This window comes from Aeromonas sp. OTU364, assembly GCF_038440395.1.
Lineage (GTDB): Bacteria > Pseudomonadota > Gammaproteobacteria > Enterobacterales > Aeromonadaceae > Aeromonas.
The window spans coordinates 38,200-63,550 of the sequence record NZ_JASATR010000023.1; the positions used below are offsets into that span (position 1 = coordinate 38,200).

At 61.3% G+C, this 25,351-nt stretch carries 29 protein-coding genes and 3 pseudogenes; 21 read left to right on the forward strand and 11 right to left on the reverse strand.

Annotated features, from left to right (window positions below; genetic code table 11):
* Nucleotides 1–143 precede the first annotated feature (143 nt).
* The 10 genes from norV (at nt 144) to AAHB08_RS18920 (ending at nt 10,434) form a co-directional block, all read left to right on the forward strand.
* The gene (gene norV, locus AAHB08_RS18880; protein WP_342059761.1) at nt 144–1,628 is read left to right on the forward strand and encodes an anaerobic nitric oxide reductase flavorubredoxin; all 1,485 of its coding nucleotides are present in this window, start codon (nt 144–146) and stop codon (nt 1,626–1,628) included.
* 8 nt (nt 1,629–1,636) lie between these two features.
* Nucleotides 1,637–2,788 carry an NADH:flavorubredoxin reductase NorW gene (norW, locus tag AAHB08_RS18885; RefSeq protein ID WP_446699549.1) on the forward strand — a complete coding sequence of 384 codons (1,152 nt, stop codon included), beginning with the start codon at nt 1,637–1,639 and terminating at the stop codon, nt 2,786–2,788.
* A gap of 51 nt (nt 2,789–2,839) precedes the next feature.
* Complete coding sequence (locus AAHB08_RS18890) at nt 2,840–3,181, forward strand: DUF1971 domain-containing protein (protein WP_342059763.1); 342 nt, start codon at nt 2,840–2,842, stop codon at nt 3,179–3,181.
* A gap of 123 nt (nt 3,182–3,304) precedes the next feature.
* Nucleotides 3,305–4,522, forward strand: a complete 1,218-nt coding sequence (locus AAHB08_RS18895) for a 4Fe-4S binding protein (protein ID WP_342059764.1) — start codon at nt 3,305–3,307, stop codon at nt 4,520–4,522.
* A 183-nt stretch (nt 4,523–4,705) separates the two neighbouring features.
* Nucleotides 4,706–4,777, forward strand: a complete 72-nt coding sequence (gene tnaC / locus AAHB08_RS21185; RefSeq protein WP_223302601.1) for a tryptophanase leader peptide — start codon at nt 4,706–4,708, stop codon at nt 4,775–4,777.
* A 202-nt stretch (nt 4,778–4,979) separates the two neighbouring features.
* On the forward strand, nt 4,980–6,446 hold the full coding sequence (tnaA, locus tag AAHB08_RS18900; RefSeq protein ID WP_342059765.1) for a tryptophanase: 1,467 nt from the start codon (nt 4,980–4,982) through the stop codon (nt 6,444–6,446).
* 70 nt (nt 6,447–6,516) lie between these two features.
* Nucleotides 6,517–7,731, forward strand: coding sequence for an aromatic amino acid transporter (locus AAHB08_RS18905; RefSeq protein WP_342059766.1), 1,215 nt, complete (start codon nt 6,517–6,519; stop codon nt 7,729–7,731).
* A gap of 238 nt (nt 7,732–7,969) precedes the next feature.
* A complete protein-coding gene (locus tag AAHB08_RS18910) occupies nt 7,970–9,187 on the forward strand; it encodes an aromatic amino acid transporter (RefSeq protein WP_139438601.1) in 1,218 nt (405 codons plus the stop codon).
* Between the two features lie 161 nt (nt 9,188–9,348).
* Nucleotides 9,349–9,729, forward strand: coding sequence for an amino acid-binding protein (locus tag AAHB08_RS18915; protein WP_342059767.1), 381 nt, complete (start codon nt 9,349–9,351; stop codon nt 9,727–9,729).
* Nucleotides 9,730–9,753: 24 nt separating this feature from the next.
* Nucleotides 9,754–10,434: an ArsR/SmtB family transcription factor gene (locus AAHB08_RS18920; RefSeq protein WP_342059768.1), complete on the forward strand. Its 681-nt coding sequence runs from the start codon at nt 9,754–9,756 to the stop codon at nt 10,432–10,434.
* 169 nt (nt 10,435–10,603) lie between these two features.
* Here AAHB08_RS18920 and AAHB08_RS18925 read toward each other — a convergent pair whose 3' ends face one another.
* Both AAHB08_RS18925 and AAHB08_RS18930 read right to left on the reverse strand, forming a co-directional pair.
* Nucleotides 10,604–10,831, reverse strand: coding sequence for a lipoprotein (locus AAHB08_RS18925; RefSeq protein ID WP_159392280.1), 228 nt, complete (start codon nt 10,829–10,831; stop codon nt 10,604–10,606).
* Nucleotides 10,832–11,311: 480 nt separating this feature from the next.
* The gene (locus AAHB08_RS18930; protein ID WP_342059769.1) at nt 11,312–12,262 is read right to left on the reverse strand and encodes an alpha-amylase family glycosyl hydrolase; all 951 of its coding nucleotides are present in this window, start codon (nt 12,260–12,262) and stop codon (nt 11,312–11,314) included.
* A 422-nt stretch (nt 12,263–12,684) separates the two neighbouring features.
* Between AAHB08_RS18930 and AAHB08_RS18935 the strand changes: the two genes are divergently transcribed.
* Nucleotides 12,685–13,251: a hypothetical protein gene (locus AAHB08_RS18935; RefSeq protein ID WP_236661812.1), complete on the forward strand. Its 567-nt coding sequence runs from the start codon at nt 12,685–12,687 to the stop codon at nt 13,249–13,251.
* 118 nt (nt 13,252–13,369) lie between these two features.
* Here the strand turns inward: AAHB08_RS18935 and AAHB08_RS18940 are convergent, their stop codons facing one another.
* The gene (locus AAHB08_RS18940) at nt 13,370–13,849 is read right to left on the reverse strand and encodes a DM13 domain-containing protein (RefSeq protein WP_342059770.1); all 480 of its coding nucleotides are present in this window, start codon (nt 13,847–13,849) and stop codon (nt 13,370–13,372) included.
* Between the two features lie 89 nt (nt 13,850–13,938).
* Between AAHB08_RS18940 and AAHB08_RS18945 the strand changes: the two are divergent.
* Nucleotides 13,939–14,427, forward strand: a pseudogene (locus tag AAHB08_RS18945) (AAA family ATPase); the annotation flags it as partial.
* Nucleotides 14,428–14,579: 152 nt separating this feature from the next.
* Here the strand turns inward: AAHB08_RS18945 and AAHB08_RS21190 are convergent.
* Nucleotides 14,580–14,726, reverse strand: a pseudogene (locus AAHB08_RS21190) (DM13 domain-containing protein); the annotation flags it as partial.
* A gap of 116 nt (nt 14,727–14,842) precedes the next feature.
* Here AAHB08_RS21190 and AAHB08_RS18955 point away from each other — a divergent pair.
* Nucleotides 14,843–15,303: pseudogene (locus AAHB08_RS18955) on the forward strand (AAA family ATPase).
* A gap of 358 nt (nt 15,304–15,661) precedes the next feature.
* Nucleotides 15,662–16,348, forward strand: a complete 687-nt coding sequence (locus AAHB08_RS18960) for a hypothetical protein (protein WP_342059771.1) — start codon at nt 15,662–15,664, stop codon at nt 16,346–16,348.
* Between the two features lie 163 nt (nt 16,349–16,511).
* Here the strand turns inward: AAHB08_RS18960 and glyS are convergent, their stop codons facing one another.
* Nucleotides 16,512–18,581 carry a glycine--tRNA ligase subunit beta gene (glyS, locus tag AAHB08_RS18965; protein ID WP_342059772.1) on the reverse strand — a complete coding sequence of 690 codons (2,070 nt, stop codon included), beginning with the start codon at nt 18,579–18,581 and terminating at the stop codon, nt 16,512–16,514.
* A 9-nt stretch (nt 18,582–18,590) separates the two neighbouring features.
* Nucleotides 18,591–19,514 carry a glycine--tRNA ligase subunit alpha gene (glyQ, locus tag AAHB08_RS18970; RefSeq protein WP_139438622.1) on the reverse strand — a complete coding sequence of 308 codons (924 nt, stop codon included), beginning with the start codon at nt 19,512–19,514 and terminating at the stop codon, nt 18,591–18,593.
* Nucleotides 19,515–19,702: 188 nt separating this feature from the next.
* On the opposite strand from glyQ, the gene AAHB08_RS18975 reads away from it, so the two are divergent.
* The 6 genes from AAHB08_RS18975 to AAHB08_RS19000 all read left to right on the forward strand — a co-directional run bounded on the left by AAHB08_RS18975 (nt 19,703) and on the right by AAHB08_RS19000 (nt 22,681).
* Nucleotides 19,703–20,272, forward strand: a complete 570-nt coding sequence (locus AAHB08_RS18975) for a DNA-3-methyladenine glycosylase I (protein WP_342059773.1) — start codon at nt 19,703–19,705, stop codon at nt 20,270–20,272.
* Nucleotides 20,273–20,592: 320 nt separating this feature from the next.
* Nucleotides 20,593–20,847 carry a hypothetical protein gene (locus tag AAHB08_RS18980; RefSeq protein ID WP_202048031.1) on the forward strand — a complete coding sequence of 85 codons (255 nt, stop codon included), beginning with the start codon at nt 20,593–20,595 and terminating at the stop codon, nt 20,845–20,847.
* Between the two features lie 44 nt (nt 20,848–20,891).
* On the forward strand, nt 20,892–21,164 hold the full coding sequence (locus tag AAHB08_RS18985; RefSeq protein WP_342059774.1) for a hypothetical protein: 273 nt from the start codon (nt 20,892–20,894) through the stop codon (nt 21,162–21,164).
* A gap of 82 nt (nt 21,165–21,246) precedes the next feature.
* Complete coding sequence (locus AAHB08_RS18990; RefSeq protein ID WP_342059775.1) at nt 21,247–21,501, forward strand: hypothetical protein; 255 nt, start codon at nt 21,247–21,249, stop codon at nt 21,499–21,501.
* A 120-nt stretch (nt 21,502–21,621) separates the two neighbouring features.
* Complete coding sequence (locus AAHB08_RS18995; protein ID WP_005323913.1) at nt 21,622–21,864, forward strand: hypothetical protein; 243 nt, start codon at nt 21,622–21,624, stop codon at nt 21,862–21,864.
* A gap of 160 nt (nt 21,865–22,024) precedes the next feature.
* A complete protein-coding gene (locus tag AAHB08_RS19000; protein ID WP_139438629.1) occupies nt 22,025–22,681 on the forward strand; it encodes an OmpA family lipoprotein in 657 nt (218 codons plus the stop codon).
* A 141-nt stretch (nt 22,682–22,822) separates the two neighbouring features.
* Here the strand turns inward: AAHB08_RS19000 and AAHB08_RS19005 are convergent, their stop codons facing one another.
* From AAHB08_RS19005 to tusA, 3 genes are read right to left on the reverse strand one after another with little or no spacing between them, the layout of a single operon-like run.
* The gene (locus AAHB08_RS19005) at nt 22,823–22,930 is read right to left on the reverse strand and encodes an endoribonuclease L-PSP (protein ID WP_446699548.1); all 108 of its coding nucleotides are present in this window, start codon (nt 22,928–22,930) and stop codon (nt 22,823–22,825) included.
* Nucleotides 22,931–22,940: 10 nt separating this feature from the next.
* Nucleotides 22,941–23,285: a RidA family protein gene (locus tag AAHB08_RS19010; protein WP_342059776.1), complete on the reverse strand. Its 345-nt coding sequence runs from the start codon at nt 23,283–23,285 to the stop codon at nt 22,941–22,943.
* Nucleotides 23,286–23,306: 21 nt separating this feature from the next.
* Nucleotides 23,307–23,552: a sulfurtransferase TusA gene (gene tusA, locus AAHB08_RS19015; RefSeq protein ID WP_042642635.1), complete on the reverse strand. Its 246-nt coding sequence runs from the start codon at nt 23,550–23,552 to the stop codon at nt 23,307–23,309.
* Nucleotides 23,553–23,723: 171 nt separating this feature from the next.
* Between tusA and AAHB08_RS19020 the strand changes: the two genes are divergently transcribed.
* Nucleotides 23,724–23,915: a hypothetical protein gene (locus AAHB08_RS19020; protein WP_025328793.1), complete on the forward strand. Its 192-nt coding sequence runs from the start codon at nt 23,724–23,726 to the stop codon at nt 23,913–23,915.
* A gap of 45 nt (nt 23,916–23,960) precedes the next feature.
* Here the strand turns inward: AAHB08_RS19020 and AAHB08_RS19025 are convergent, their stop codons facing one another.
* Entirely contained in the window at nt 23,961–25,217 is a 1,257-nt protein-coding gene (locus AAHB08_RS19025) for an ABC transporter substrate-binding protein (protein WP_342059777.1), read from the reverse strand.
* Nucleotides 25,214–25,348, reverse strand: coding sequence for a hypothetical protein (locus tag AAHB08_RS19030; RefSeq protein WP_342059778.1), 135 nt, complete (start codon nt 25,346–25,348; stop codon nt 25,214–25,216). The genes AAHB08_RS19025 and AAHB08_RS19030 overlap by 4 nt, the downstream gene beginning before the upstream one ends.
* Between the last annotated feature and the right edge of the window lie 3 nt (nt 25,349–25,351).

Below are 25,351 nucleotides of genomic sequence, written 5' to 3' on the forward strand. Positions count from 1 at the left end.
GTGATTTTGACTATATTCCGTGATTGTCTTAATGACAACATCTGAGGTTTGCGTCCAATAAAAACAATGAGTTACAAGTTGGCACGTCCGCTGCAATAGCTGGTTCAGTCGAACATACACTATTGCATTCGAGGAACTGCCTGATGAGCATTCACGTCAAGAACAACATCCACTGGGTCGGCCAACGGGACTGGGAGGTGCGCGACTTCCACGGCACCGAGTACAAGACCCACAAGGGCACCAGCTACAACAGCTATCTCATCCGCGAAGGGAAGAACGTGCTGATCGACACCGTCGATCACAAGTTCAGCCGGGAGTTCGTGCAGAACCTGGCGGCCGAGATCGATCTCGCTTCCATCGACTATGTGGTGATCAACCACGCCGAGGAGGATCACGCCGGTGCCCTGACCGAGCTGATGGCCCGCATCCCGGGCACCCCCATCTACTGCACCCACAACGCCATCGACTCCATCACAGGCCACCATCATCACCCGGAGTGGAACTTCCACCCGGTCAAGACCGGTGACAGCCTGGATATCGGCAACGGCAAGCAGCTGGTATTCATCGAGACCCCCATGCTGCACTGGCCCGACAGCATGATGACCTATATGACCGAGGACGCCGTGCTGTTCTCCAACGACGCCTTCGGGCAGCACTACTGCGACGAGCACCTGTTCAACGACGAGGTGGATCAGACCGAGCTGATGGAGCAGTGCCAGCGCTACTACGCCAACATCCTCACCCCCTTCAGCCCGCTGGTGACCGCCAAGATCAAGGAAGTGCTCGGCTTCAACCTGCCGGTAAGCATGGTGGCCACCTCTCACGGCATCGTCTGGCGCGAGGACCCCACCCAGATCATCCTGAAATACCTGGAGTGGGCCGACCACTATCAGGAAGACCGCATCACCTTGTTTTACGACTCCATGTCCAACAACACCCGCATGATGGCCGATGCCATCGCCCAGGGCATCCACGAGGTGGACCCGGGGGTGGCGGTGAAGATCTACAACGTGGCCCGCCACGACAAGAACGAGATCCTGACCCAGGTGTTCCGCTCCAAGGGGATACTGGTGGGCTCCTCCACCATGAACAACGTCATAATGCCCAAGGTGGCGGGCATGCTCGAAGAGATCACCGGCCTGCGTTTTCGCAACAAACGTGCCTCGGCCTTCGGCAGCTACGGCTGGACCGGTGGCGCGGTGGACCGGATCCAGACCCGCCTGATGGATGCGGGCTTCGATATCAGTATCTCTCTCAAGGCCAAGTGGCGCCCGGATGGTTCGGCGCTGGCGGAATGCCGCGAGCATGGCCGCCAGCTCGCCCGCCAGTGGGCGCTGCATCCGCTGGACGCGCCCCGCCCGATCACCACAACCCAGACAACCGTGACACCTGCCCCCCTGATGCCCGCTGCTGAGCCGAAAGCCGCAGCGGCTGCCGCCGAATGGGATGACGACCAGGCCATGCTCTGCACCGTCTGCCAGTGGGTCTACGACCCGGCCCAGGGCGAGCCGGATCAGGGGGTGGCGCCGGGCACCCCCTGGGCCCAGGTACCTGACAGCTTCCTCTGCCCGGGTTGTGGCATCGGCAAGGAGGTATTCGAACCCTGCGCCGTGGAGGCCTGTGTATGAATGCAGCCATGAACCCCACCCCCCATAGCGACGAGATTGTGGTGATCGGCAGCGGCTTCGCCGCCCAGCAGCTGGTCAAGAGCCTGCGCAAGCTGGATGGGGAGCAGCCCATCCGCCTCATCACGGCCGACAGCGGCGACGAGTACAACAAGCCGGACTTGAGCCACGTGGTGAGTAGGGGCTGCCCTGCCGCGGCCATGACCCGCCTTAGCGGCAGCGACTTTGCCGAGCAGCAGCGCATTGCGCTGCTGCCCCACTGCCCGGTGCTCGGCATCGACCCAGCCCGGCGGTTGGTGCTGACCGCCCAGGGGGAATTCCCCTACGGCCAGCTGGTGCTGGCCACCGGTGCCAGTGCGGTACGCCCCGAGCTGCCGGGCAGCGAACATCTGGTGACCCTCAACAGCCAGCAGGAGTACGCCGCCGCCGAGGGGCTAATCCAGCAGGCCCGCCGCATTCTGGTGCTGGGGGCCGGCCTCATCGGCTGCGAGCTGGCGATGGACATGGCGAGCGATGGCCGCGAGGTCACCCTGCTGGATCTGGCCGATAGCCCCCTCAGCGCCCTGCTGCCCGCCACTCTGACCCAGCCGCTGCAACAGGCCCTGCGCAGCCAGGGGGTCAGCCTGCAGTTCGGGACAGGTCTCGCCAGGATAGATGCCCAGCCGGGCGATGGCTGGCGCGTCACCCTGAGTGACGGGCGCGTCAGCGAGCAGGATCTGGTGATCGCCGCGATCGGCCTGCGGCCGAATCTGGCCCTGGCCCGCGGGGCCGGGCTGGCCGTGGAGCGTGGCATCCTGGTCGACGATCGGCTGCAGACCAGCGACCCCCATATCTTCGCGCTGGGGGATTGTGTGCAGTGGCAGGGTCAGCTGCTCCCCTTCCTGCAACCCATTGTGCTGGGGGCCAATGCGCTGGCGCGCACCCTGCTCGGCACGCCGACCCCGCTGGCCCTGCCGCCCATGCTGGTGAAGGTGAAGACGCCGCGCTACCCGCTGCAATTGGCGGGCCGCACCCGGGGTGAAGATCTCGCCTGGCAGTGCCGCTGGAACAGCCACGGTATGGTGGCCGAGGCTTGCGACCAAGCCGGCGAGCTGTGCGGCTTCGTGGTGGGTGGGGATCAGATGAGCGCCGCCTTCCCGCTGCTGCGCCAGTTGCCCCGTTAACCCCTTTCATTGCACTGGCCGGATCGACCCGGCCACTCGAGGAGAACTGATATGGCCATGCAACCGATACCGTCTCACTGGGTAGTGCGTCGCTCCACCCCCTTCTTCACCCGTCAGAACGTGCCCCAGGCCCTGCTCAGCCACCACAACACCGCGGCCGGGGTATTCGGCCAGCTCTGCGTGATGGAGGGCACCGTCACCTACCACGGCTTTGCCGACGAACAGGCCGAGGAGCCTGAGCTGAGCCTGGTGATCCGGGCCGGGGAGTTTGCTACCAGCCCGCCCCAGTACTGGCACAGGGTCGAGCTGTCGGAGGATGCCCGCTTCAATATCCACTTCTGGGCCGAGCAGGCCGAATCCGACCAGCCGCTGTTCAACAGCCGCAAGGCATAAGGTTCAACCATGGGGAGGGGCATTGGGCGCCAATGTCCCCCTCTGCCCATGCAGATCAAAATAATCAACTCAGATGTTCGTTATCCTGCCCCCATATCCGCATGAGTGCTATGAGGGAGATGCATGAGCCTGATCGAAGCGATGACCATGGCCGCCGGCCTGGCCTATCTGGTGCTGCTGGCGTGGCAGGCGCGATCGGGCTGGCAGTGGCGCCTCGCCCTCGGCCTGCTGCTCATGCTCTGGTTGCTGGCGGCAGACAGCCTGCTCTGGCTCGGCTTGGGGCTGGTGGCCGGGGCGCTTGCCCTCTGGCACCAGCGGCGGCCGCTGCCCGCCCTTGAGGCGCTCGACAGCCAGTGGCTGCGGGCCCGCACGCGGCACTTGCTGCTGCTCTGCTGGGGGCTGGTGACGGTGCAGTATGGCCTGCACATCTGGCAGCTGGGGCAGGGGATACCCCCCTGGCTGGTGCGTCCTGACGTGGTGGACGGCTTCCTGCCCATCGCAGGCGGCCTCGGGCTGCGGGCCTGGCTCGGGCAGGGGCTGGTGGATCCGCACCATCCGGCGGCCACCGTCACCGTGCTGGTGCTCTCGCTGTCGGCCCTGCTGCTGGGGCGGGCGTTCTGTGCCTGGTTCTGCCCGCTCGGGCTGGTGGGTGAGTGGCTGCACGGCCTGCGCAGCCGGTGGATAGCGGGGGAGTGGACGCCGCCCCGCTGGCTCGATGTCATGTTGCGCGGCCAGAAGTTTGTGGTGCTCGGCTTCTTGCTCTTCATCATCTTGCTGGCGGTGCCCGCCGCCGCCCTGCCCGGCTACCTCGCCAGCCCCTACCATCAGGCGGCGGACATGAAGATGGGGGCCTTCTTCTTCAACCTGACCCTGATCTCGGGTCTGTGCCTTGGCTGGGTGCTGCTGCTCACCGCCACCTTCCGGCAAGGGTTCTGCCGCTACCTCTGTCCCTATGGCGCCTGGCTGGCCCTGCTCGGCCTGCTGACCCCATGGCGCATTCGCCGTGACCCGGCCCGTTGCCTGCGAAGTGCGGGCCACGACTGCGACAAGTGCAGCCGGGCCTGCCCGTCGCGTATTCAGGTGCACCAGCTCATCGCGGTGCGCAGTCTCGAGTGCACCAGCTGCCTGAGCTGCGTGGCCGCCTGCCCCAAGCGGGCAGATGCGCTGCACCTGGGCACGCAGGGGCGCCGGCTCGCCCCCCGCCAGTTGCTGGGGCTGCTCTGCCTGTTGCTGCTGGTGTTGCCGCTGCTCTCTTACGGCCTGCTGGAGGTCTGGGTCAGCCAGACACCGCTGGCGGATCGCTACGAGTTGCTGCAACGGCTGCCCTGGTTGAGCCATTGAGTCGCCGTGTGCGTCGGGGTGGGACAGTGTCCACCCCGTTGCGACGGCGACCTGTATAAATTTCCCCCGGCAAATTGTTAGCGCCATCCCACTTTGCTCATATTGGAATTGATCATATGCAAGGGCCCACCATAATGGACCCTGTTAATTGGCGTTGTTAATTCCAACCAGATGAGCAACAACATGAATATCAAGGTCAGCTATCCCAAGTGGTTTACCCTGGACCATAAAATCGCGTTCTTCTTCCCGCTGTAATTCCCCGCGGCGGCGCGGCATGCCTGCCATGCCACTAGCCCGCCTCCATTCCTGAACTGAAATAGCTGCACCCGTCTTCGCCTGTTTATTCCGGTGAGGCGATGTTGTGCACCCATTCTCAATATTCCCCACCTGCCGGATATTCTATTTTCGGCGGGGGAAGAGACACATTCTGAATATTTAAATCTGGGGTGTTTATATTATGGAAAACTTCAAGCATCTGCCCGAACCCTTCCGTATTCGTGTCATCGAGCCGGTCAAGCGCACCACCCGCGCCTACCGGGAGGAGGCCATCGTCCGCGCCGGCATGAACCCCTTCCTGCTGGACAGCGAAGATGTCTTCATCGATCTGCTGACCGACAGCGGCACCGGCGCCATCACCCAGGACATGCAGGCCGCCATGCTGCGCGGTGACGAGGCCTACAGCGGCAGCCGCAGCTACTACGCCCTGCAGCAGGCGGTGCAGGAGATCTTCGGCTATTCACTCACCATCCCCACCCACCAGGGGCGCGGCGCCGAGCAGATCTACATCCCTGTGCTGATCAAGAAGCGGGAGCAGAAGAAGGGGCTGGATCGCAAGAAGATGGTGGCGCTCTCCAACTACTTCTTCGACACCACCCAGGGCCACACCCAGATCAACTGCTGCGTGGCGAAGAACGTCTACACCAGGGAGGCGTTCGATACCTCTGTCACCGCCGACTTCAAGGGCAACTTCGATCTGGTGAAGCTGGAGGAGGCCATCCTGGAGGCGGGCCCCGCCAACGTGCCCTACATCGTCAGCACCATCACCTGCAACTCCGCCGGGGGGCAGCCGGTCTCCATTGCCAACCTGAAGGCGGTCTACGAGATCGCCAAAAAGTACGACATCCCCGTCATCATGGACTCCGCCCGCTTCGCCGAGAATGCCTACTTCATTCAGCAGCGGGAGCCCGGCTACGCGAACTGGTCAATAGAAGAGATCACCAAGGAGTCCTACAAGTACGCGGACGGCCTCGCCATGTCGGCGAAGAAGGATGCCATGGTGCAGATGGGAGGCCTGCTCTGCTTCAAGGACGACGGCATGCTGGACGTCTACACCGAGTGCCGCACCCTGTGCGTGGTGCAGGAGGGCTTCCCGACCTATGGCGGTCTGGAAGGGGGCGCCATGGAGCGCCTCGCGGTGGGCTTGCGGGACGGCATGCGCCAGGACTGGCTGGCCTATCGCATCGGCCAGGTGCAGTACCTGGTGGACGGCCTCGAGGCCATCGGCGTGGTGTGCCAGCAGGCGGGTGGTCACGCGGCCTTCGTGGATGCGGGCAAGCTGCTGCCCCACATCCCGGCGGATCAGTTCCCGGCCCACGCCCTGGCGTGCGAGCTCTACAAGGTGGCGGGCATCCGCGCGGTGGAGATAGGCTCATTGCTGCTGGGGCGCGACCCCGCTACCGGCAAGCAGCACCCCTGCCCGGCGGAGCTGCTGCGCCTCACCATACCGCGCGCCACCTATACCCAGACCCACATGGACTTTGTCATCGAGGCCTTCGGCGAGGTGAAGAAGAATGCCAGGAACGTGAAGGGTCTGGACTTCATCTATGAGCCGGCGGTGCTGCGCCACTTCACCGCCAGATTGAAGGAGGTCGAGCCTCAGGGCCAGGTGGTCAGCAAGAAGAGTGACAAATTAATAGAAGCATAACGAGTCAGGGGCACTTAATCAGGTGCCCCATTTTTTTCACAGCTCTGTGAAATTTCGGGAGTGACAACACATGACATCGAAACCATCCGTGACGGGAGGGGCCTGCATCATTGCCAGCGTCTGTGTCGGCGCCGGCATGCTGGGGTTGCCGAGTGCGGGGGCGGGCGCCTGGACCAGCTGGTCCTCGCTCGCCATTATTCTCACCATGATCGTCATGACGGTCTCCGGCTGGATGTTGCTGGAAGCCTTCAAACCCTATGAATTGACCGCCTCCTTCAATTCGGTGACCAAGGATCTGCTCGGTCACAAGATCAATGTCTTCAACAACCTGACCGTCTATTTCGTGGGCGGCATCCTGCTCTATGCCTATATCACCTCCTCCGGTCTGATCCTGAGCGGCCTGCTCGGCATCAACAGCCAGCTGGCCTCCGTGCTGTTCGTGCTGGTCTTCTCCTGCTTCGTCTGGCATTCGACCCGGGCGGTGGATCGCATCTCTGTGGTGCTGATCGCCTTTATGGTGCTGAGCTTCGTGTTCGGGGTGTCGGGCCTTGCCGCCAACATAGACGCGACCATGCTGTTCCACTCCCTCAGCGAGGAGCTGGGTCAGGCCCCCTATGCCCTGGCCATGCTGCCGGTGGCGCTCACCTCCTTCGGCTACCACCACTCGGTGGCGTCGATGCGGGCCTATTACGGCGAGGAGCAGAAGGCGAAGCAGGCGATCCTGGGGGGCACCCTGATCGCCCTGGCGCTCTACCTGCTGTGGCTGCTCAGCATCTTCGGCAACCTGCCTCGCAATGCCTTCGGCCCCATCATCGCCAAGGGGGGCGACGTCGATGTGCTGCTCGGTGCGCTGGCCTCGGTGATCGAGTCGAAGCGGGTATCCAACGCCATCAACCTCTTCTCCATGGCGGCCATCCTCTCCTCCTTCATCGGGGTGGGCCTGGGGGTGTTCGACTATCTGGCGGATCTGTTCAAGTTCGACAACAGCCGTCAGGGCCGCGCCAAGTCCTGGGGCGTCACCTTCCTGCCGCCCCTGCTGCTCTCCTTGTTGTTCCCGTTCGGCTTCGTGGTGGCCATCGGCTATGCCGGGGCGGCGGCGACCGTCTGGGCCTGCATCATCCCCGCCCTGCTGGCGAAGAAGTCCCGGGAGCTGGCGCCACAGGGGGGCGGCTTCAAGGCCCCCGGCGGTCAGCCCATGGTGGTGGCCGTCATCGTCTTCGGGGTGCTGACGGCCGTCTTCCACCTGATGGCCATGGCGGGCATGCTGCCCATCTATACCGGATGACCTCAACCTTCCGGCGAGCCGACACGGGGCGCCTGCGGGCGCCCCGTGTGGTGTCTGGCGTCTGAACCGCCCCGAACAGATGGCAACGGCCGGATATCACCCCCTGTTTCCCCCCATTTTCCCTCCGGATTTGATACCCGAAGGCATGCAGGGTAAAGTCCCCCGGCGCCAGCACTGGCGAACGCAGGAGAAGCACGGCGGCGCGCCGTGACCAGTCAACAATCCGTTTGGGGGAGTAATGGAACAGAAACCATCGTTGGTGGGCGGGGCATGCATCATTGCCGGCGTCTGTGTGGGAGCCGGCATGTTGGGACTGCCGAGTGCGGGCGCGGGCGCCTGGAGCCTCTGGTCCATGCTCGCGGTGGCGCTGACCATGGTGGTGATGACGGTTTCCGGCTGGATGCTGCTGGAATCCTATCGGGGTTATCCTCTGCGCGTCTCCTTCGATACCGTGACCCGGGATCTGCTGGGGGAGAAGGTCAACGCCCTCAACAACCTGAGCGTCTACTTCGTCGGCGGTATCCTGCTCTACGCCTACATCACCTCGGCCGGTCTCATCATAGATGGCATGACGGGGATGGGCAGCCAGCTGGGCTCCATCCTCTTTACCCTGCTCTTCTCCCTGCTGGTGTGGCACTCCACCCGGGCGGTGGACCGCATCTCAGTGCTGCTGGTGATCCTGATGGGGCTGAGCTTTGCCTTCGGCATCTCTGGCCTGTCGATGAACGTTCGCCTCGACCTGCTGCTCGACCGGGTCGGCAGCGAGACCCACTACGCCCCCTATGCCCTGGTGATGCTGCCGGTGGCGCTCACCTCCTTCGGCTATCACCACTCGGTGTCGTCCATGCGGGCCTACTACGGCGAGGAGCGCCGCGCCAGCCGCGCCATCATGGGGGGCACCGTCATCGCGCTGACCTTCTACCTCATCTGGCTGGTGAGCGTGTTCGGCAACCTGCCCCGCAGCGAGTTCGGCCCGGTGATCGAACAAGGGGGCAACGTGGATGCTCTGCTCAAGGCGCTCGGTTCGGTGATCGAATCCAGGGCGGTGGCCAATGCCCTCAACGCCTTCTCCATGGCGGCCATTCTCTCCTCCTTCATCGGGGTGGGGCTGGGGGTGTTCGACTATCTGGCGGATCTGTTCAAGTTCGACAACAGCCGCGCCGGTCGTGCCAAGTCCTGGGGCGTTACCTTCCTGCCGCCTCTGGTGCTCTCCCTGCTGTTCCCGTTCGGCTTCCTGGTGGCCATCGGCTATGCGGGCGCCGTGGCCACCCTGTGGACCTGCATCATACCGCCGCTGCTGGCCTGGAAGGTGCGCAAGGCGGCGCCTGATGGCAGCGCGGGCTTTCGCGCCCCCGGCGGTATCCTGATGATAGGGCTGGTGATCCTGTTCGGGGTGCTGACCGCCGCCTTCCATCTGCTCAACATGGCGGGGCTACTGCCTGTCTATACCGGCTGATCGGCATTCCTTGCGATCCTATGTAGAAAAAGCGGCGCCTTCGGGCGCCGTTTTGCCGTGACTAGTATGAGCAGCTGAGGGCCGACACTTCGCCCGCCATCGAAGCATTGCCCGGGCTATGCCACTACTCTGGAGTCTCTTGTCACCAAGGAGAGTCTGGGATGTACGATATTCACGTGATGCTGCCCGATAACCCGGGCACACTGGGGTTGTTCGGGAGCTTGATGGGGCGGGCCGGTGTCAGTCTGGAAGGGGGCGGCATGTTCACCCTGGGGGGCGCAGGCCATGCCCACTTTCTGGTGGAGGATGGTGCCGCTGCGGCCCGGGCCGCCGAACAAGGGGGGCTGGAGGTGGTGGCGGTGCGCGAGGTGCTGGTACGCCGCCTCAAGCAGGAGGTGCCGGGGCAGCTGGGGGCCATCTGCAGCGCCCTGGGGGAGGCCTCGGTCAACATCATCACCCTGTACAGCGACCATGCCAACCAGCTGATCCTGGTCACCGACGACATCGACAAGGCCCGCAGGGTCACGGCAGAGTGGCATTGACAGGGGCAAGCAGAGAGTAGCGAGATGAGCAAGCAGGAGAGCCTGGAACAAGGTCTGGCACAGGTGGCGGCCGCCATCGCCGATGGCAGCCGTGCCCGCATGCTGTGCGCCCTGATGGATGGGCGCGCCTGGACGGCCACCGAGCTGAGTCTGGTGGCCGAGGTGTCGGCGTCAACCGCCAGCAGTCACCTGGCCCGGCTCCAGCAGCAGGGGCTGACGGCCTGTGTCAGGCAGGGCAAGCATCGCTACTACCGCATCGCGAGCCATGACGTGGCGCTGGTGGTGGAACAGCTGATGGGGCTGGTGGACATGGGCACGGGGGCGCTCAGGAGCAAGACCCCGGAGCGGCTGCGCTTTGCCCGTAGCTGTTATGACCATCTGGCGGGGGAGCTGGGGGTAAGGCTCCATGACGGCCTGATGAGCCAAGGCTGGCTGGAAGTGGAAGGCTATGGACTGACCCCGCAGGGGGAGCAGCATCTGGCTCAGCTTGGCATCGACTGCGTGGCGACCGGCAAGCGCCCCTTCGCCTGCCACTGTCTCGACTGGAGCGAGCGACGCATGCATCTTGGCGGCCAGCTGGGTGCCCGCCTGCTCAATCATATGCTGGACAAGGGGTGGCTGGTGCGCGGGCTTGATAGCCGTGAGCTGACCCTGACCCTCAAGGGGCAACGGCAGTTGCAACGGCAGCTCGGCGTCGTGCTGTGAGGAGTCATGGCCTGCCGGGGAGGCAACGGCGAGGTGAGAGTCGGGATCTCGGCTGTAGCTTGATTGATAACGGATTTTTCATTGCCGCCGCAGGATAGAAAGCCCAGGCATGGTCATCATGCGGGGCTTTTGATTTTGGACAGATATTGCTTCAGGCGGTCATGGTGGGTTATTCCACCGGGGTCAGACGGAAGCCTTTGCCTTGCATGCACAGGTTGATCAGCTCGGCCTGCTCTTCGTCCTCGATCTTGTTGAGTTTGACCTGATATTGGCACTCGGATAAGGCATCTGTTCTCTGGGCTTCAGAGGCACCCGCTTTCGTATATTCACTGCTGGGAGTGGAAGAGCAAGCGCTCAGTACCAGAATGGCGCCAAGAAGGATAAGGTGACGTTTCATGAAAATGCCCTTTGCAGTGATGCATATTGAAATGCAGCCAATATATTGATCTGTCAATTGCCCGTCAGCTATTCCGGCCAATCCAATGGCAGATATTTCAACATTATATAGACCCCTGGCCTGAAGATATTAACCGGGGCTGAATGACGACGCAGAAAGCCATATTCCTTTGCCATCCAATCCATTACCTCCAAGGCAAAACCCCACCGAAAGACAGCGGAAGATTGGCATCTGCTCCTCCCTGAATTGGGAGGAAATGAATTGAATGAATTGGGACACCCACCTGATGGGAAATGGCGGATAACTTGAAAGCTCCGCTCATGTGCAGACTGATTCGAAGGTATGAAACGGTGGCGGTAGTGCTAGCTGTGAGCTTGAACGAGCGTCAGTGGCTGCCAGTGGGCAATCAGGGCCCGTGCAACGCCAACGAGGGCCGCTGTCATCGATTGATTGGTAGTGAAGTCGCGAGTTTTTAAGATATCAAGGGTTGGGTTGGTAACATCGCGTCTGGCCACAATGGACCGCGTAGCGCTGGCAGCAAAGCTTGTCACCAATCGCCCGGATACCGTGACGCCGAAACAGGGTGACTTGCCCCAACCATTGTCCCTCTTCTATGCCCAGGCGCTGGAGTACAGGTGCGAGATGATGCGGGATATGGCCATGCTTATCGAGGCGAATGGCTCGTCCTGTCCAATCCACCAGCGCCAGATAATCGGAAAAATAGCAGAGGAGTGCCTCTGGCTTACCTTCTCTTGCAAAGGGCAGCAGCAAGGGGAGCTTTGTGGCTAGCTCAGCGGTTTGCTCGATACGTTGCTGGACGCTGGTAAAGTCGCTCCCCTCCAGAGTGGTTGCGATGCCAGCCCGAATAGGATTGAGGTCGACATAGGTCATGCAGGCCAGCAGTGCCGACTCGGTGAGCAGGGCCTGGCTTTTGAAGCGCCCCTCCCAGAAGTGGCCCTTGCAGCCATCTTCCTGATTGGCCTGGCGGGCCAGCGACTCGTTCAGCAAACGCACCAGCCAGCTGATGGAATGGAGACGCTCACGCCACTGGGCGATCAGCTGGTGCACGACGTCCAGCTCGGGTGCTATCAGTTCCTCCCCCTGATACCATCGCCGCACCAGCAAGGGCCATTGAAACAGGCGTGACCAGCGTTCAGCCACCTCATGTTCACTCCATTCATGGGCCATGTTGGCCTGTACCTTGAGTACCAGGTGATAGTGATTGCTCATCACGGCATAGGCGCAGATGCCGATGGCAAAGACCTGCGACAGCTGGCCCAGCTTGTCGGCAACCCATTGGCGCCTGTGCTCGTAGCTTTGGCCTGAGTGATCATCCTGGCCGCAGAGAAAGGCACGCCGGACACAGCGGCTCACCACGTGGTAGTAGGGCGTATCGGCGAGGCTGATCTGGCGTGAACGGGCGATGGTCATGGAAACCTCCTCGGCAGTGATGCATCAAGCCAAGCAGCCAGCTATGTCGTTGTCAAAAGGTGGGTGTCCCAGCTTTTGGCTATGTCGTTGTCAAAAAGGTGGGTGTCCTAGCTTTTACTAGTTGTCAAAAAGGTGGGTGTCCCAGCTTTTGTCCCAGCTTTTGTTTTGCAGGTTTTTGAGGCTTCCGACTCTCTATCGACAAGGCGCCCGGGTGGCGCCTTGTTTTTGTGCCGCCCGGCTCAGGGACCTGGAGGGGCTATAGTCAGACAGATGGCGCCCGCGAGTCACTGTCTCCGGCTGCCAGCTTTCGATCACCCCGTCCATCCACCAGACAGCTGCGCCCGGCAGCACGGCCGCCATGGTAGTCAGGCCGTGCGTGATCCTGTTTTGCATCGTATTCACCCAATTGGGAGAGAGATGTTATGTGCAAACACCTATTGGCCCTGGGCGTGCTCGCGGCCATCACCATGACCACGCCGGTTCAGGCCGAAGAGAAGGCCGGTATGCCAGCCATGACAGACGAGGCAATGATCGCCAGTGCCATGGCGGCTGCCCCCGTCAAGGTCGGAGCCGGCGCCACCATAGTGGCCATGGGGGCGGACGGCAAGATGCGCACCCTGCGCGAGGGCGGCAATGGCTTCACCTGCATGCCAGACAACCCGGCCACGCCGGGGCCGGATCCCATGTGCATGGACGCGGCGGCGATGGCCTGGGCCCATGCCTGGATCAGCCACGAGATGCCGCCCAAGGGCAAGATCGGCTTCATGTACATGCTTAAGGGCGGCACCGATGCCAGCAACACCGACCCCTACGCGACCCAGCCCACCACCAGCAACAACTGGTTGCAGACCGGGCCCCACGTGATGATCGTCGGGGCGGATGATGCCTTCTACGACATGTATCCGAAGGGTGCAGATCCAGATACCTCGGCCCCCTACATCATGTGGTCTGGCACCCCTTATCAGCACCTGATGGCGCCAGTGGAGTAAGACATTCTGTGCAACAGGTCGGTGGTGTCGCTGCCGATCATCAGAAGGCGCCCGTCGGGCGCCTTCTGTATTGGGCTCGTTGGCGGTATGCCTGTGAGACGCGCTTGGTGGCGGGCTCTCATTCCCGATAACGGGCCGAGGTGATGAACTGTCCGAAGGTTTCACACCAGACAATCACGGTGTCGTAACGGGCCGGGTCGACTCCGGCGGGGAGCGGCACGATAAAGTTGTCGAAGGTCTTCACCGACCCGACATGCACCATCTGCGGCTTCAGGCGGGCGAAGTCCGCCTCGGTCTCGACGAAGGCGGGCGACAGATAGAGCTGGTAATCGGGGCCCGGCGCCAGCTTGCCCATCAGGCTGATGGCGTCCGGTCCTATGCTCACCTTGCCTTCCCCCCAGTGCAGCCGATCGCTGTCTTTCAGATCCCGGCGAAAGGTGCCGTTAAAGGTCGCCTGTTGCTGACTGGCTGTCACCTGTTCACTGCTCGGTGCGGCAGGCGCTATCAGGATGGGCAGCAGATAGATGCCGGTGGCAAAGCCGGCCGCTCCCGCCAGCAGATGGGTGGCCAGCAACAGAGCCAGAGTCTTGCGTTGCATAACGCCTCGGTCGTCGATTAATTGATGGTCATACCCTAACAGCGGCAGCTTCCCATGCCCATACCCGAACGCCGCAGGGGTCACTCGGTGGGGCGCCGGGCAGCGGAAAAAGCACCATAGCGCGAGCCCTGGCCAAGCGATTGGGCGCCGTCCATCTGCGCATTGATACCATAGAGCAGGCCATTCGTGCCGCTGAGCAGGCGGATAACGAGATGGGGCCTGCCGGTTATGTCGTCGCCTATGGGCTGGCCAGAGAAAACCTGACACTCGGCTCGACCGTCATCACGGATTCCGTTAACCCCATACAGCTCACCCGGGATGCTTACCACGCCATCGCCCTCTCGGTCGGGGTGCCCTGTCTCGATGTCGAGGTCGTCTGCTCCAATCCGAAGCTGCGCCGCGAACGGGTCGAAAACCGGACGGTGGATATCGAGGGGCTGGCGTTGCCGGATTGGCAGGCGGTGATCACACGCGATTATGAACCCTGTGACAGGGAGCGCCTGATACTGGATAGCGCCATCCTGTCGGTCACCCAGAGCGTGGAGCAGGTTATTGCCGCGTTGACAAAGGATCTGTAGGTTCGATTAGCGCAGCGTAATCGGACGATCGAGGTGCATTTGTCCCGGCTATTGCCGCGAGTCAGGGTTGGTCAGCCGGAGGGGGGAATTCGGCTGGCCATTATGGCGGGAGAATCCATCATCTGCTGGGATGAGATGGGTGTCCCAGCTTTTGCCTGTTGCTGACTGGCTGTCACCTGTTCACTGCTCGGTGCGGCAGGCGCTATCAGGATCGGCAGGGTATAGATGCCGACGGCAAAGCCGGCCGCTCCCACCAGCAGATGGGTGGCCAGCAACATAGCCAGAGTCTTGCGTTGCATAGCGCCTCGGTCGTCGATTAATTGATGGTCATACCCTAACAGCGGCAGCTTCCCATGCCCATACCCGAACGCGGCAGGGGTCACTCGGTGGGGCGCCGCGCAGCGGAAAAAGCACCATAGCGCGAGCCTTGGCCAAGCGACTGGGCGCCGTCTATCTGCGTATTGATACCATAGAGCAGGCCATTCGCGCCGCTGAACGGACGGGTGAAGAGATGGGGCCCGCCGGTTATTTTGTCGCCTATGAGCTGGCCAGAGAGAACCTGACACTTGGCTCGACCGTCATCACGGATTCCGTTAACCCCATACAGCTCACCCGAGATGCTTACCACGACGTTGCCCTCTCGGTCGGGGTGCCTTGTCTCGATGTCGAGGTCGTCTGCTCCAATCCGAAGCTGCACAGCGAGCGGGTCGAGAACAGGACCGTGGATATCGAGGGGCTGGCGTTGCCGGATTGGCAGGCGGTGTCAACCGCGACTATCAGCCCTGGGAGAGTGAGCGTCTGGTACTGGATAGCGCCATCCTGTCGGTCACCCAGAGTGTGGAGCAGGTTATTGCCGCGTTGACAAAGGATCTGTAGGTTCGATTAGCGCAGCGTAATCGGACGATCGAGGTGCATTTGTCCCGGCTATTGCCGCGAGTCAGGGTTGGCCAGCCGGAGGGGGAAATTCGGCTGGCCATTATGGCGGGAGAATCCATCATCTGCTGGGATGAGGTGGGTGTCCCAGCTTTTTGTCCCAGCTTTTTTCCCAGCTTTTTGAGGGAGAAATTCGGGTGGCCGTGATAGCGGGAGAATAGATTTACGCGACGTCCGATTACGCCTGACGGCTAATCGAACCTACGGGCTGCTCGGATGAGAGAAAAATTGGTGGGTGTCACATTTTTTAATTGTGTTAATGTGTTTTTATTAAATCTATTCAGGGATGTGAGTAGTAATTATGGATATTGTAGAATTTATAAGGCAGTTCTTTGTTGAGTTATCAGAGCAATTAAAAACATCAAACTTATACCTCACGATCTTTGCTGCTTTATTAGGTGCGTTGGTCGGAGCAATACTTACGATATTTGTATCGCTTCTCTCGGGATTTTTTAATAAATTAAGCTATAACAAATCGACTAGAATGCAAATCCATCATCTAACTGAATCTAATATAATGCGATGTCAAGTTAATATAGGTGTTCTAAATAATGAAATTGATGGGTTATCTTCTCGGGGGAAATTCACATTGAATGGTCTTGCTTTGCTTCAAGATTACGAAAATACGTTACTTTATACACCAGCAAAATTTAGACCTACAGAGCTTTTTTTAATCCGAATGCAAACCACTGCATTGAACTCGCATCATGCGCAACTTGCGTCAATGCTAGAACAAAGAGCCAGGCTAGATATAGAGATTAGAAAAGCCTCCCAAGGTGAGCAGGAGTGGGAATTAACAGGGCTAAGGCTCGAATATGATAGGCACCTTAAAAATAAGTTTTCTGAGATACAAGAGTTTACAAAAGCCCTTAGAGATTATATTGACCTTGGATGTTTCAAACGATTCGTTATGAATTTCATTCCCCTAAGAGTGATGAAAAGCCAGTCAATGGAAGTTGTCATGGAGACACCAACTCAGACCAACTAACTGGCAATCTACATCACATTGGAGGACCAATTAGGTAGATCTATTAATTATTTCTTCACCATTAAACCGCTTTTTTATTAGTGAATGTTAAATGTATTTGTAAGGACTCAATAAAAACGGCGCCTTAACGGCGCCGTTTTTAATATCACTAACTCAACCAACATCACTGCAGCAGTGAAATATCCGCTACTTGCAGGAACAGGTTGCGCAGGTTGTTCAGCAGCGCCAGACGGTTGGCCTTGAGGGCCTCGTCGTCGGCCATCACCATCACTTCGTTGAAGAAGGTATCGACCGGCTCGCGCAGGGCGGCCAGACGGGTGAGGGCAGCCTGATAGTCACCGGCAGCGAACAGCGGGGCCAGTTCGGCTTGCAGTTCGGCAACCTGGGTGGCCAGCGCCTTCTCGGCGGCATCGACCAGCAGTTCCGGTTTGACGGCAGTCGGCAGTTCGCCTTCGACCTTGGCCAGGATGTTGCTCACGCGCTTGTTGGCGGCAGCCAGGGCCAGGGCGGCATCCAGGCTGCGGAAGTGGCTGACGGCCTTGACGCGGCGATCGAAGTCGAGCGGACGGGTCGGGCGGCGGGCCAGCACGGCCAGCACCACATCGGCACCTATGCCTTCGTCCTGATAGGCGGCGCGGAAGCGCCCCAGCATAAAGTCGACCACGTCGGTGACGACGGTGTTGTTGGTCAGCTTGTCGCCGTAGACGCGTACCGCTTCTTCAACCAGTTCAACCAGATCCAGATCCAGCTGCTTCTCGGTCATGATGCGCAGGGCACCGATGGCGGCGCGACGCAGGGCGAATGGATCCTTGTCGCCTTTGGGCAGCATGCCGATGCCGAAGATACCGGCCAGGGTGTCGAGCTTGTCGGCCAGCGCCACGGCGCAGGCTTCCAGAGCGGACGGCAGGGCATCACCGGCGAAGCGCGGCATGTACTGCTCGTTGAGGGCCACGGCCACCACTTCGTCTTCGCCGTCGTGACGGGCGTAGTGCATCCCCATGACACCCTGGGTGCTGGCGAACTCGCCGACCATGTTGGTCATCAGATCACACTTGGAGAGCAGACCGGCACGCTTGGCCTGAGCCACGTTGGCACCGATACGTTCGGCGATAAAGCCGGCGACGGTCTCGATGCGCTCGACCTTGGCCTTGACGGTGCCCAGCTGTTGCTGGAACAGCACGGTTTCGAGGCGCGGCAGGCGGGAGGCCAGGGTCTGCTTGAGGTCGGTCTTGAAGAAGAACTCGGCGTCAGAGAGACGAGGGCGCACCACCTTCTCGTTGCCGCTGATGATCTGGCTCGGGTCCTTGGACTCGATGTTGGTGACGAAGATGAACTTCGGCAGCAGCTTGCCGTTCTTGTCGTAGACCGGGAAGTACTTCTGGTCACCCTTCATGGTGTGCACCAGCGCTTCAGCCGGAACGGCCAGGAACTTCTCTTCAAAGTTGGCGGTCAGCACCACAGGCCACTCGACCAGGGCGGTGACCTCTTCCAGCAGGGCGTCGTCCAGATCGGCCACGCCACCGAAGGCGGCAGCGGCCGCTTCGGCGTCAGCCTTGATCTTGGCCTTGCGGGCCATGAAATCGGCAATCACCATGCCGCGCTCCTGCAGGATCTGCGGGTACTGGCTGGCGTTGTCGATGGTGAACTCGCTCTCGCCCATAAAGCGGTGACCGCGGATGGTGCGGGCAGAGTCGATACCCAGAATGTGGGCGGGAACCAGATCCCCATCCAGCAGCAGGGTCACGGTGAAGACCGGACGCACGAACTGGATGGTCTTGTCGCCCCAGCGCATCATCTTGGGGATGGGCAGCTTGGCCAGTGCCTGGCTAACCAGCTCGCCCAGCAGATCTTTGGCAGGACGGCCTTCGACCTTGGCGGTGTGAACCAGCCACTCGCCCTTGTCGGTGACCAGACGCTCGGCCTGCTCGACCGTGATGCCGTTGCCACGGGCCCAGCCTTCGGCGGCCTTGGTCGGCTTGCCATCGGCATCGAACGCCTGGGACACGGCCGGGCCGCGCTTCTCGACGCTCTTGCTCGGCTGATCGCTGGCCAGCTCGCTCACTTTCAGCGCCAGACGGCGCGGGGAGGCAAACCACTCGACGTCGCCGAAGGCCAGATCGGCCTTGGTCAGTTCGCTTTTGAGGTTGTCGGCAAAGGCTTCGGCCAGGGAGCGCAGGGCTTTGGGCGGCAGCTCAGCAGTGCCGATCTCTACCAGAAATGTATGTTGTGCCATGTCCGTTCCTTAACCTTGCTTGTTCTCTGTGCGCTGACACATAGGGAAGCCCAGCGCTTCGCGGGAGGCGTAGTATGCCTCGGCCACGGCCTTGGTCAGGGTGCGAATGCGCAGGATGTAGCGCTGACGCTCGGTGACCGAGATGGCCTTGCGGGCATCCAGCAGGTTGAAGGAGTGAGCGGCCTTGAGGATGCGCTCGTAGGCAGGCAGCGGCAGCGGTTTTTCCAGTGCCAGCAGGTGCTGGGCTTCCTTCTCGTACTGCTCGAAGCAGTGGAACAGGAACTCCACATCGGCGTGTTCGAAGTTGTAGGTGGATTGCTCCACTTCGTTCTGGTGGAAGACATCGCCGTAGGTGGTCTTGCCCAGGGGGCCGTCAGACCAGACCAGATCGTAGACGCTGTCTACGCCCTGGATGTACATGGCCAGACGCTCGAGACCGTAGGTGATCTCGCCGGTGACCGGCTTGCACTCGAGGCCGCCAACCTGCTGGAAGTAGGTGAACTGGGTCACTTCCATGCCGTTCAGCCACACTTCCCAGCCCAGACCCCAGGCACCCAGAGTCGGGTTTTCCCAGTTGTCTTCCACGAAGCGGATGTCGTGGATCTCGGGATCCATGCCCAGCTCTTTCAGGGAGCCGAGATAGAGTTCCTGAATGTTGTCGGGGGAAGGCTTGATGATCACCTGGAACTGGTAGTAGTGCTGCAGGCGGTTCGGGTTCTCGCCGTAGCGGCCGTCAGTCGGACGGCGGGACGGTTGTACGTAGGCGCAGGCGATGGGCTCCGGGCCCAGGGCGCGCAGGCAGGTCATGGGGTGGGAGGTACCGGCACCCACTTCCATATCCAGCGGCTGAATGATGGTACAGCCCTGGCGGGACCAATAGTCCTGCAACTGCAGGATCAGGCCCTGAAAGGTTTTGACATCGAATTTTTGCATAGTGTTTTTCGCGCGAAATGAAATCAGAGCAAGATTTGCTGAATGTGAACCGAGGGAGTATACCGTCTGGCATGGTCGGATAATAGGCGAAATTACAGAGGATTAGTGGGGCTATGCCGCCGCTTGCCCTATGATGTCGCCGACGGAAGCGGCCTGCCGATGGCTGATGAAATGACAAGGGAGAGGAAATGGAACTGCGCTGCGCCTGGGTGACCAAAGACCCGGAATACATCGAATACCATGACAAGCAGTGGGGCAGGCCGGTCCGTGACCCGCGGGAGCTGTTTGCCAAGCTCTGCCTCGACGGTCAGCAGGCGGGGCTCTCCTGGATCACCATTCTGAAGCGCACTGAGAGCTACCATCGCGCCTATGCCGACTTCGATCCGCTGCGCATCGTGCAGTTCGACGAGCAGGATGTGGAGAGATTGATGCAAGACAGCGGCATCATCCGCAACCGGCTCAAGGTGCAGTCGATCATCAAAAACGCCCGCGCCTATCTGGCGCTGGAGGCGGAAGGCATCGATTTCGTGGAGTATCTGTGGGGCTTCGTGGGCGGCGCCCCCATCGTCAACCAGCGCCAGGGCAACGGCGACATTCCGGCCACATCAAAGGAGTCGGATGCCATGTCCAAGGCCCTCAAGAAACGCGGCTTCACCTTCGTCGGCAGCACCATCTGCTACGCCTTCATGCAGGCGGTGGGCATGGTGAACGATCATCTGGTGACCTGCCCCTGTCACGCCGAGTGCCAGCAAGGCTAAATCGGGAGCGGAACAAGCAGGGAGGCCAACAGCCTCCCTTCTTCCTTTCTGGACTTGGGATTAGAGGCCAGCTTGCCAGGATCTGACGCCATGGTGAGGGCGTTCACGCGGCTCGATTTTACCTCGGTCGGCAGCCTCCTCTGCCGCGCCGCCATGCGGGCGCTGGGCCTGGTGAACGATCCTCTAGAAGCCCGCCCCGTCAGGCCCCCTGCCAGCGGGGCCTGGGGCCCGCTTTTCGGCGCCCGGTACAGCCGGGATACAGTAATTCCTGTTCAAGATTGCTGTATCCAAATCGAAGTCCCCATCAACGAGGCAGTCCCATGTCACTGAATTCATTTCGCCACCGCACCCTCGGCACCCTGATCCTGGCGGGTTGCTCCCTGCTGGCGACCCTGCCCGCCCAGGCGGCCGATCGTCAGGATGCCCGCGACGTGCGCCAGGAAGTCCGTCCCGAAATCCATGAGGCCAAGGTAGATTGTCGTCAGGCCAACAATAAGGACAACTACGAGTGCCGTCAGGACAAGCGTGAAGTGAAACAGGACGTGCGCGAGAAGTCCCGCGACGTCAAATACTGATCCAGCACCACAGACCTCAGCCCGATCAACCAGGGAGCCTCGTCATGAACATTTCAACTCCTCACCCGGCTCGCAGCGCCTTGCTGTCAGCCTTGCTGGTCGGCTGTACCCTGTCGGTGGCCCTGCCGGCCCAGGCAACCGAACAAGCCCAGCAGCGCCGCCAGGCTCGGGATCTGCGTCAGGATGTCCGTCAGGAATCCCGCGAACAGAAGCGGGATTGCCGCCAGGAGGAGTTTCTGGGTAACGCCGACTGTCGCCAGGAACACCGCCACAACAAGCAAGAGGCACGCGACGTGGCTCGCGATATCAAATATTGATTCGAGAGCAGGGGCTCGCCGAACCCATCTTCCATGACGGCAGCCGAACCAGGCTGCCGCATTAACTTACATTGGAGTCCTTATGACTATTTCCGTATCCCGCCTGAGCGCCGCCCTTCTGACCGCCTGCACCCTGTTCGCCGCCGTGCCGGCTCAAGCCACCAATCAGGGTGAGCAGCGCCAGGACGCCCGCGACATCCGCCAGGACGGTCGTCAGGAATCCCGTGACGTCAAGCAGGAGTGCCGTGAGGGCCTGGTCGGCAATGCCGATTGCCGTCAGGACAACCGCGACAACAAGCAAGAGAACCGCGACGAGGCCCGCGACGTCAAATACTGATCCCGACAAGCCGCCTCCCTGTCGGGTCGCCCTGCTGGCGCCCGTCCGGCGGTTATCTTGAGCCCAATGTATAATTTAGACATCCCAAGCCGGTGTATTTCATTTAGCCAAGGAGCCACCATGAAGAAGACCGTATTCGCGCTGCTTGCAGCCACCGCCTTGTTGGCTGCCCTGCCTGCACAGGCAACCAAACAGGCCCAGGAGCGTCGCGAAGCGCGCGATGTGCGTCAGGATACCCGTCAGGAATCCCGCGACGCCAAGCAGGAGTGCCGCGAAGGCCTGGTGGGCAATGCCGATTGCCGTCAGGAGCATCGCGACAACAAGCAGGAAGGGCGTGACGAGGCGCGCGACATCAAATATTGATGTCCGGCCTGCCCGGGCAGGCAGCTGCCGTTCACGGCATGACACAGGGGGGCTTTGGCCCCCTTGTTCATATCCGCAATGTGCGCGTCACACTCTGGCGCCTCTCTGGGGTAGAATGCGCGGCCATTGGCTAGAGTCGTTCTTTTTCAGAGGTTTTTTCATGCATTTCAAGAAACTGGTTCCTGCACTTGCCCTGACCGTCGCCATGACAGGCTGCACCACCAATCCCTATACCGGTGAATCCCAGACCTCCAAGGGCGCCTGGGGCGCACTGGCCGGTGCCGCCACCGGCGCTGCCGTGGGTGCGCTCTCCTCCAGCAAGGGGGATCGCAAGAAGGGGATCCTGACCGGCGTGGCCGCCGGTGCGGCCCTAGGTGGCGGTATCGGTTACTACATGGATGTGCAGGAAGCCAAGCTGCGCGAGAAGCTGCAGGGTACCGGCGTCAGCGTGACCCGCAACGGTGATCAGCTGATCCTCAACATGCCGAACAACGTCACCTTCGACAGCTCCAGCGCCCAGCTCAAAGCCGCCGGTGCCAACACCCTGTCCGGCGTGGCCATGGTGGTGGCCGAGTTCGACAAGACTCGCCTGAACGTGGTCGGTCACACCGACAGCACCGGCTCCCGCGAGCTGAACATGAAGCTCTCCGCCCAGCGTGCCGACGCCGTCGCCGCCCAGCTGATCGGTCAGGGCGTGACCGGCAGCCGCATTTCCACCAGCGGTGTGGGCCCGGATCAGCCGGTTGCCACCAACAGCACAGCCGCCGGCAAGGCCCAGAACCGTCGGGTGACCATCACCCTGACCCCGACTGCCTAAGTCGCCCGGTTACCGGTAACGAAAAGGCCCCGCCATTACTGGCGGGGCCTTTTGCTATGGGTGCCGTGGCCCGATGGTATCGGCGCTCTTTGCTCCCTTCTCCCCTTGCGGGAGAAAGACCGGGGATGCATCCCGCTCGACTTAGACGGCGGCAGTCAGCTGCACTTCCACCTTGTAGCCTTCGTGGGCCAGACAGGCCTGTACGCAGGTGCGAACGGGTGCTGTGTCGGCATCAGGGGAGCCAGGCATCCTGCTTTGTTTAGACGGCGGCAGTCAGCTGCACTTCCACCTTGTAGCCTTCGTGGGCCAGGCGGGCCTGCACGCAGGCGCGAACGGGTGCTGTGCCTGCCGGGATCCAGGCATCCCACTGGGCGTTGAAGGCGGCGATGTCGCCAATGTCCTTGAGATAGATGTTGGCCATCAGGATCTTGTCGACCCCGGAACCGTTGGCCTCCAGCAGGCGTTGCAGGCTCGCCAGCACTTCGCGGGTCTGCTGGTGGATGTCGGCCTCGTCGGTGGCGGGGACTTCCACCACATAGAGGGTGCCGTTGTGGATGACAACATCAGACCAGCGGGCCGTGGTGCCGATTCGGGTAATCGTCATGGATTGCTCCGGTACAGGGGCTCATTGACCCTTGCGGATCAGATAGCGATAGGGGGCCTGCTCTGTCTCGCTGGCGATCAGGGTGTGATCCATGAAGCGGCAGAAACTCGGGATGTCGCGGGTGGTGGAAGGATCGTCGGCACTGACCAGCAGGGTCTCGCCTTCGGCCATCAGCCGCACTTTCTTGCGAACCATCATCACTGGCTCGGGGCAACGAAGCCCGATTGCGTCCAACTCATGAGTTGCATCGCAGAATAAAGCACTCATCAATAATCAACCTTCAACCAATTCAGCTGCCAATGATACTCAAGGCGAAAAAATAATCAAACATCAGGGTCTTCGAGCAGCATATGTAACCAAAGTGTGATCCGGCTCTATCCAGACCTTGCCCGATGAGTAATATAAAAATTGAACCATATTCAACAAGGAGGTGTGAATATGCAGGTCTCCTACGGCAGATTGCAAGCCTACGCAGGCATGGGGTTCCTGTCGTTCGCCATGATAGTGCTGGGCAGCCCGATCGGAAACACCGGCACCTGGTTCGGGTCCATGGTGATGATAGGGCTGGGGCTCTGGATCGAGCTCAGCGACTACTACGACGAGGATGAGGACGAGAACGATCAATCCTGAATCGGATGACGATTCACCCACAAAGGCGGACGATGTCCGCCTTTGTCATTTCTGCTCCGCGCCCGAGCGGGTCGAGCGCATGGCGCGCTCCAGCTGCTGCGCCGTCTGCTCCGGGTTGGCGTTGGGGTCGTTGAAGAAGCTGCTCAGCACATCCATGATCCCCTGGCGCATATTGGTCGGAACCGCCATCCCCTCCGCCATGCTGGGCAGCAGGTTGTCCTGCTGCTCGGCGTGGAGGAAGTCCTGATAGGAGCGGATGGCGCAGCGATCGAACTTGCTCATGTCCGGTTTGGTGAGCGCCGGGATGGAGCCCTTCACCCGGTTGAACTCCTCCTGGAAGCGCGGTGTCATCAGCAGGCGGGCCAGCTCGCCCTGGGCCTGCAGCTGGGCCGGATCCCGCTGCTTGAACATGGCGATGGAGTCCAGGTTGTAGCTGAAGAGGCCCTGGCTCCCCGGGCTTGGCAGGCAGTCGATGTCCTCCCCGGGTCTGTAGTTGCCAGCGCTCAGCTCCCCCTTCACCCAGTCCCCCATGATCTGCATGGCTGCGCCGCCGCTCTCCAGCAGGTTGGTGGCCTGGTGCCACTTCAGGCCGGCGTATTTTTCCGGTACATAGGCGCGCAGCTGCTGGAATCGGGTCAGCACCCGCACCATGTCGGGGCCGGTCAGGGTGGCGCTGTCCTGCTCCAGAAAGGCCTTGCGATAGAAGGCCTTGCCCCCTTCACCTAGCGCCACTGTCTCGAACAACACCGCCAGCTGCCAGGGTTCGTTGCCGATGGCCAGCGGGGTGACGCCCTGCGCCTTGAGCTTGTCCGCCACCGCCACGAACTGGGCCCAGTCGGCGGGGGGCGTCAGCCCCAGCCGCTCGAACAGCTTGCGGTTGAGCCACAGCCAGTTGACTCTGTGGATGCCAGTGGGCACCGCCATCAGGGCGCCGTTCTGGCTGAGGGTGTCACGGACCATGGGGGAGAGTTGCGGGTACCAGCCGAGGTGCTCGGCCATGGGGCTGAGGTCGCGCAGGAAACCCAGGCTGGCCCACTCGTGCAGCTCATACCCCTTGAGGTGTGCCGCTTCCGGCGGGTTGGCCGCCAGCGCCCGGCTTTTCAGCACCGTCATGGCGCTCTTGCCGCCGCCGCCCTGCACCGCGAAGTCGTTCCACTGGTTGCCCTGCTCGGCCCATTCCGACTTGAGTACCTCTACCGCCTTGGCCTCGCCGCCGGAGGTCCACCAGTGCAACACCTCCACCTGGGAGGCGCCGACGGGCAGGGAGAGCAGGGCGACAATGGCAAACGGGAACAACTTCATACTGTGACTGCCTTGATGGAAGGAGAGTGGCCGGTGCCGACCGCACGCCACCCGTGCAGCACCCCGACACGCTGGGAGGCGCCGACGGGCAGGGACAACAGGGCGATGACAGAAAACGACAACCACTTCATAAG